This window comes from Kaarinaea lacus (genome assembly GCF_975902315.1).
In genome coordinates this window covers 1-6,450 of sequence record NZ_CDLKIE010000458.1, presented here as the reverse complement: position 1 = coordinate 6,450, position 6,450 = coordinate 1, and the positions used below count along the sequence as shown (strand labels likewise).

Annotated in this window: 5 protein-coding genes and 2 tRNA genes; 3 read left to right on the top strand and 4 right to left on the bottom strand. The window is 44.5% G+C overall.

The features are described 5' to 3' along the window. The 4 genes from ACWVCM_RS14205 to uvrB all read right to left on the bottom strand — a co-directional run. The coding region (locus ACWVCM_RS14205; protein ID WP_455202419.1) for a pilin at positions 1-334 on the bottom strand (334 nt) is incomplete at its 3' end. 522 nt (positions 335-856) lie between these two features. Further along, positions 857-1,345: a DUF5658 family protein gene (locus tag ACWVCM_RS14200; protein WP_455202418.1), complete on the bottom strand. Its 489-nt coding sequence runs from the start codon at positions 1,343-1,345 to the stop codon at positions 857-859. A gap of 463 nt (positions 1,346-1,808) precedes the next feature. Continuing rightward, a tRNA-Val gene (locus tag ACWVCM_RS14195) sits at positions 1,809-1,885 on the bottom strand. A gap of 88 nt (positions 1,886-1,973) precedes the next feature. Further along, complete coding sequence (uvrB, locus tag ACWVCM_RS14190; RefSeq protein ID WP_455202417.1) at positions 1,974-3,989, bottom strand: excinuclease ABC subunit UvrB; 2,016 nt, start codon at positions 3,987-3,989, stop codon at positions 1,974-1,976. A gap of 171 nt (positions 3,990-4,160) precedes the next feature. On the opposite strand from uvrB, the gene ACWVCM_RS14185 reads away from it, so the two are divergent. The 3 genes from ACWVCM_RS14185 to ACWVCM_RS14175 form a co-directional block, all read left to right on the top strand. Next, positions 4,161-5,345, top strand: coding sequence for a pyridoxal phosphate-dependent aminotransferase (locus ACWVCM_RS14185; protein WP_455202416.1), 1,185 nt, complete (start codon positions 4,161-4,163; stop codon positions 5,343-5,345). Positions 5,346-5,485: 140 nt separating this feature from the next. Further along, positions 5,486-5,561 (top strand) — tRNA-Asn (locus tag ACWVCM_RS14180). A 389-nt stretch (positions 5,562-5,950) separates the two neighbouring features. Next, the coding region (locus ACWVCM_RS14175; protein ID WP_455202415.1) for a tetratricopeptide repeat protein at positions 5,951-6,450 on the top strand (500 nt) is incomplete at its 3' end.

The window sequence follows — 6,450 nt, the reverse complement described above, 5'->3', positions numbered from 1 at the left end:
CGGCAACTGCACCACCGGCTGACGTATATGCAATGTTTTGAACAATACCATTACAGTTGTCAACTTCATTCAAGCTGTTGATACCCGGAATTATTAGTGGATTAGCGGTTACCTGGCCTGTAGTTGGCAAATTTTGGTTGGTCAACGCAAACTCTCCCAATCCCAATTGCCAAGGTCTGATAGCGCTTAGTGCTTGTGACGCCTGAGAACGCACTGTGTATCTTTGATACTGGGGTATAGCCACGGCGGCTAAAATACCAATAATCGCAATAACGATCATCAGTTCGATCAGGGTAAAACCTACTGCATACTTGGCGGATCTTTGCATCTTCATCATTTACTCCTTTATCTCACTCTTTATTACACTAAAGATAAACATCTTAAGTTAGTGGTTTCGTTTGTGATCGACAGCACGGAGTGTGGATGAATTCTTGTGCGCCCTGGATTAAGCATTTTTCCAAAGAGCCTGGACACCTGCCCTTTGGTAAGAATTGATGTAGCGCTCCCTTACACTTCGGTCCCGAAGAACTACGATCCTTTCACCGTGTTTCCGTACTACAGCTCCCCCTGTCTCTCCCCATTTTGTATTTGTATGGCAACTATACAATCTTTTGGTTAATCATTACACATCTTTTTTTCAGCACTCAGCCATATAACAATAAAAGCTAAACACTATTATTTTAATCCTGAATATTGAATAGCAATTCCTACGTACGAGGTGGAAAATAACACAAGAAAATTGGCATGACAATGCTGCTGGATATACCAGCGAAAGTCGCTGTAACTATTGAGATTACCGGACGTGTCTTACGGAGAACTTACATAATACTGGTGTATCTGCTGGCTGGATGATGCTCTAGATGAGCGGCAAATGCCGCACCATGGAAAGCTCGTAGCACACCAGTAAAAAATACACTGCCACGCTTAGTATCAATAACTGGTAGCAACTGATTAAATTAAACAGGCGATGGTGTTTATGCATAATGAAAAACACCGCTGAAAAACCCGTCACAAAAAATTTTGCACCAAGGAAAACATACAAGTCCAAATTCAGTAGATAAGCCAAAACAGGATTGAGCTCTTCACTGCCATTGGAAATCAGTAAGGTGGTGAAAAAGGCATCCAGCACTGAAAGGACCATCAAACTCAGCGCTAGATAAAATAACGTTGGTTCATGCGTATCGACATAGACACCGATCGTCTTGTCGTGTTCTCGACGAATGTGATTTCTACGTTTACGATAGAAAGAGTGAACCGCGGCTTTGCGATGATTTCTTCTTCTTTCTCGATGCGTTGAGCGACGTTCAATAGAAGATTGCTCTTGTGTAATAACTCCTGGATACATAACCCTCTTTCCCTGTCATCTGTAATAGTTATACTTGTTAGTTTTATTTTATTATTGAAGTGCTGACATAGTATTTTATTGTTATTTTTTAATTATTCTTATATTCCGTAATAGGTAAATCACTCTATCAGGTAGGCTATATTTTGCCAGCTATTGACGATTATTCAAGCCATCAATGCCATAAAAATAGCACCTGCTACTGATATCAAATGTTTTTCTTTTCTGATTTGGTAAGCAATCGATTTCACCAGCTACTTAAGTAGCCCGACAATACCTGATGTCTTAACAGCAGGGGATGATGTTTGGTGAAGCCAACCGACGGTTGATATAGTCTATTAAAGTATCGAGTATTTAATGGTAAGAACTATATCGCCTTATAGACATTACGAAATAGACCTTTAAAGCTTAAGGATGATGACTGGATAGGAAAACTGCTAACGCGCAATCACTCAACCACCCGGAGTGGTAGGCGCGAGTGGATTCGAACCACCGACCCCCACCATGTCAAGGTGATGCTCTAACCAACTGAGCTACGCGCCTGTTTTCCGAAATGAAGGGCTGCAAAGATACTCGATTGAATACACTGATTGCAAGTATCTGTGCAAAATTTTTTCAGTTTTATCACTAATTAAACTGCTTCCACACCAAATGCGGATTGGCGTATGTGCTCAATCTGGTCACGCAGCTTTGCGGCTTCTTCGAACTCCAAGTTTTGAGCATGTTGATACATTTGATCCTCCAGTGATTTGATTTTTTTCTCAAGCTGCTTTGGCGTCAATGCCGCATATTCTATGGTTTCTTCTGCCACTTTAGCGTATTGAGCAGGTTGGCCTTTTTGTGCGACGTAGGCACCTTCCATAATATCAGCGACCGCTTTTTGTACTGTTTGTGGCGTAATACCGTTGGCTTCATTATGCTCTATTTGCCTGGTTCGGCGCCGCTCAGTCTCACCAATCGCTCTTTCCATTGAACCAGTCATTGCATCAGCATACAAAATGGCTTTGCCATGAACATTGCGAGCTGCTCGGCCAATGGTTTGAATCAAGGAGCGTTCCGAACGCAGAAATCCTTCTTTATCGGCATCCAATATTGCAACCAGAGAGACTTCTGGCATATCCAGACCTTCACGAAGCAAGTTAATCCCTACCAGTACATCAAATTTGCCCAGGCGCAAATCGCGAATAATTTCCACCCGTTCAACGGTGTCGATATCAGAGTGCATATAACGCACTCTTACCCCATGCTCGCCGAGATAATCTGTCAAATCTTCGGCCATCCGTTTCGTGAGGGTGGTTACTAATACGCGCTCATTGACAGCGGCTCGCTTGTTTATCTCCGATAGCAGATCGTCGACCTGGGTGCTGGCGGGGCGAATTTCCAGTTCTGGATCTATCAGCCCGGTCGGCCTGACCACTTGCTCAATCACATCACCTGAATGTTGATCCTCGTAGGGGCCAGGCGTTGCTGAAACGAATATCGATTGCGGCATTAAGTGCTCAAATTCTTCAAATCTTAACGGGCGATTGTCCAGAGCGGAAGGCAAGCGAAAGCCATACATCACCAGGTTTTCCTTACGGGAACGATCACCTTTGTACATGGCACCCAGTTGCGGAATCGTGACGTGGGACTCATCGATGATCATTAATGCATCCGGGGGTATGTACTCTATCAAGGTGGGTGGCGGCTCCCCTGCTTCACGTCCCGATAAATAACGCGAATAGTTTTCAATGCCTGAGCAATATCCCAGTTCCAATATCATTTCAATATCATAGCGGGTACGTTCTTCCAGCCTCTGCGCTTCCAGCAATTTATGACTGTCTCGTAACTGCTGCAGGCGTTCTTTCAACTCTTCCCGGATTAATTCGATGGCATCCAGCAGCGTTTGCCGGGGCGTTACATAGTGCGTTTTGGGGAAAACCGTCAAACGTGGCACTTTCTTGGTAACTTCCCCCGTTAGTGGATCAAAGTAAGCCAGGGCTTCGATTTCATTGTCAAATAACTCGATGCGAACCGCCTCTCTTTCCGACTCAGCCGGGTAAATGTCGATAACATCCCCACGCACACGATAAGTGCCACGATGTAGTTCCACATCATTTCGCTTGTACTGAAGCTCCGCCAGGCGCCGCAATAATTTGCGCTGATCGATGGTGTCGCCACGATCCAGATGTAACACCATTTGCAAATATGACTGTGGATCACCCAGACCATAAATGGCCGAAACTGTAGCTACTATTATGGTGTCTTTGCGCTGCAGTATCGCCTTGGTGGCAGAGAGACGCATTTGTTCGATGTGCTCGTTAATGGAAGCGTCTTTTTCTATATATGTGTCTGATGCTGGCACATAAGCTTCGGGTTGATAGTAGTCATAATAAGAAACAAAATATTCAACGGCGTTTTTAGGGAAAAACGCTTTCATCTCGCCATAGAGCTGCGCTGCCAGGGTTTTGTTGGGCGCTAATATAATTGCTGGGCGCTGCGTTTGCTGGATAACGTTGGCAATAGTGAAAGTTTTGCCTGACCCGGTTACCCCTAACAGGGTTTGAGCAGCCTCCCCCGCTTCGATCCCCTCTACAAGACGCCGGATCGCTTCCGGCTGATCTCCGGCAGGTGAAAAATTAGCTTCCAGTTCGAATGTTTTGCTCATAGGGTTGAAATTGTGTTTTGATCCATGTTGGTTTGATGGTCTTTGCCAAGATTAATTCACATCAATATATCCTGATTTTTTCATTGGCAGGGTGATCGCTAACAGCATACAATTGTAACGTATGTGCAGAAAGGATTTCAGAAAACAATATTGAATTAAAAAGGACCATTGGTGAAAGAATATTTATCGCATCGTGTACAACGCATCAAGCCCTCACCTACCCTGGCAATCACTGCGCGCGCTAAGGAGCTCAAAGCGGCAGGGAAAGACATCATTGGTCTGGGTGCTGGAGAACCGGATTTCGATACGCCTGATCACATCAAAGCCGCCGCAATTGAGGCGATCAACCAGGGATTCACCAAATATACCGCTGTTGATGGCATACCTGAACTCAAACAGGCCATCATTGACAAGCTGGCAAAAGAAAATTCCTTAAATTATGAACCGAACCAGATCCTGGTGTCCTGCGGTGGAAAACACAGTTTCTATAATCTCGTAGAAGCGCTCATTCGTCCTGGTGACGAGGTAGTGATACCAGCGCCATACTGGGTGTCTTATACCGACATGGTGTTACTGGCCAACGGTGAACCCGTTGTCATTGAGACCGGACTCGAGCAAAAATTTAAAATCACGCCAGCGCAACTGGAAGCATCGATAACACCTAACACGCGATTACTGGTGCTGAACAGTCCTTCAAATCCGACAGGTTCAATGTATACCGCTGAAGAATTAAAAGCATTGGGCGAAGTGATTCGTCAGCATCCCAACATGCTGGTGATCACCGATGATATTTACGAACACATACTATTAACTGATCTACCTTTTGTTAATATTTTAAATGCCTGTCCTGATCTCTACGATCGTTGCGTGGTGCTAAATGGTGTCTCCAAGGCATATTCCATGACCGGTTGGCGAATCGGTTACGCTGCTGGACCAGAATGGTTAATCCAGGCGATGAAAAAAATACAATCGCAAAGTACTTCGAACCCCACATCAATCTCCCAAATCGCCGCTCAAGTTGCACTCAGTGGTGATCAGGCGTGTATAAGTCATATGGTTAGTGCGTTTAGGGAACGCCATAAATACGTTGTATCAACACTAAACAGCATCAACGGTATTTCCTGCCTGGAATCACAAGGCGCTTTTTACTCCTTTCCAGATTGTAAAGCCGCGATTGATGCGACGGATGGCGTTAAAGATGACGTTGAGTTCGCCGATTATTTGCTAAATAAAATTGGCGTTGCAATTGTCCCGGGGTCTGCTTTTGGTGCGCCCGGTTATATGCGGCTATCGTTTGCAACCAGTCTGGAAAATCTTAAAGAAGCTTTGAGTCGAATACAGAAACTATTGTCATAATCTCGTCTACTTTTAAAAATGCGACCTTACCTCAGCGGAATCTGGTCGATATTTTCTAAATTAGTCGTTTTTTGACAAGATCCGTATTGACCCGTTATGGCCTCACGGGTAACATACCCAGCCCTAAGGTTCTGAGATATTCCCCAGTAGCTCAGTTGGTAGAGCAGGTGACTGTTAATCACCTTGTCCGTGGTTCGAGTCCGCGCTGGGGAGCCACCTTTTCTGCTTATTTTTCAAGCAGTAAACACTCGCCTCCTGTAAGCAAATCCCCTAATATACTGAATCGTTAGCCTAACAATTCAGATATAGAAAATTTTCAGCGTAAAACGATGAAATACCGTCAAACGTTGGCACCAGGATAGAATTTAAATAAGCTTGTCCAATCAAAATGTTACTATCTACACTCTAATTAAAGGAATATTGAAACGGAGACGCTGTTTTTACTACAGATCAGATGAGTCTAAGCCTGAATTAATTATTGGCAGTCCAATATTCAAATCCGGTCACTTTTTACAGATTAATTTTAATTTATGCACTCGATACTCACTTTCATACTCTTCCTGGCCTTATTAGTTAATACCACTCCTGGTAAGGCTGCCACAGTTATGGGAGACCAGGCTAAATCAGCCTCAACAGAAGCCGGTCAATCTTCGCAAGATGTTGATCTGGACGATGCTGAAAGTGAATACATCGCTGACTTCGAACTTGTTGATGTACCTGAAAGCCCCCCACCCGACCCGGAACTGGTTAAGGTGCTTCAGGATGACCAATATTCCAATGGCCGCATGGCATTTTTATTTGGCCAGTACAAGGCAGCATACGATATCTGGCTGCCATTAGCGGAAGATGGATATGCCAAAGCACAAGCGACTATTGCCTGGATGTACCATACCGGAAAAGGTGTTAAGAAAGATTTGACTGCGGCATTTGAATGGTATGAAAAAGCCGCCAAACAAAATCACCCCATCGCACAAAACAATGTTGGTGTCTTTTATGAACAGGGCCTGAGCGTTGGTAAAAGTTCAAGCAAAGCGGCCAAGTGGTATCGCGAATCTGCGGAATGGGGATACCCCTATGCGCAATATAACCTGGGAACACTCTATCT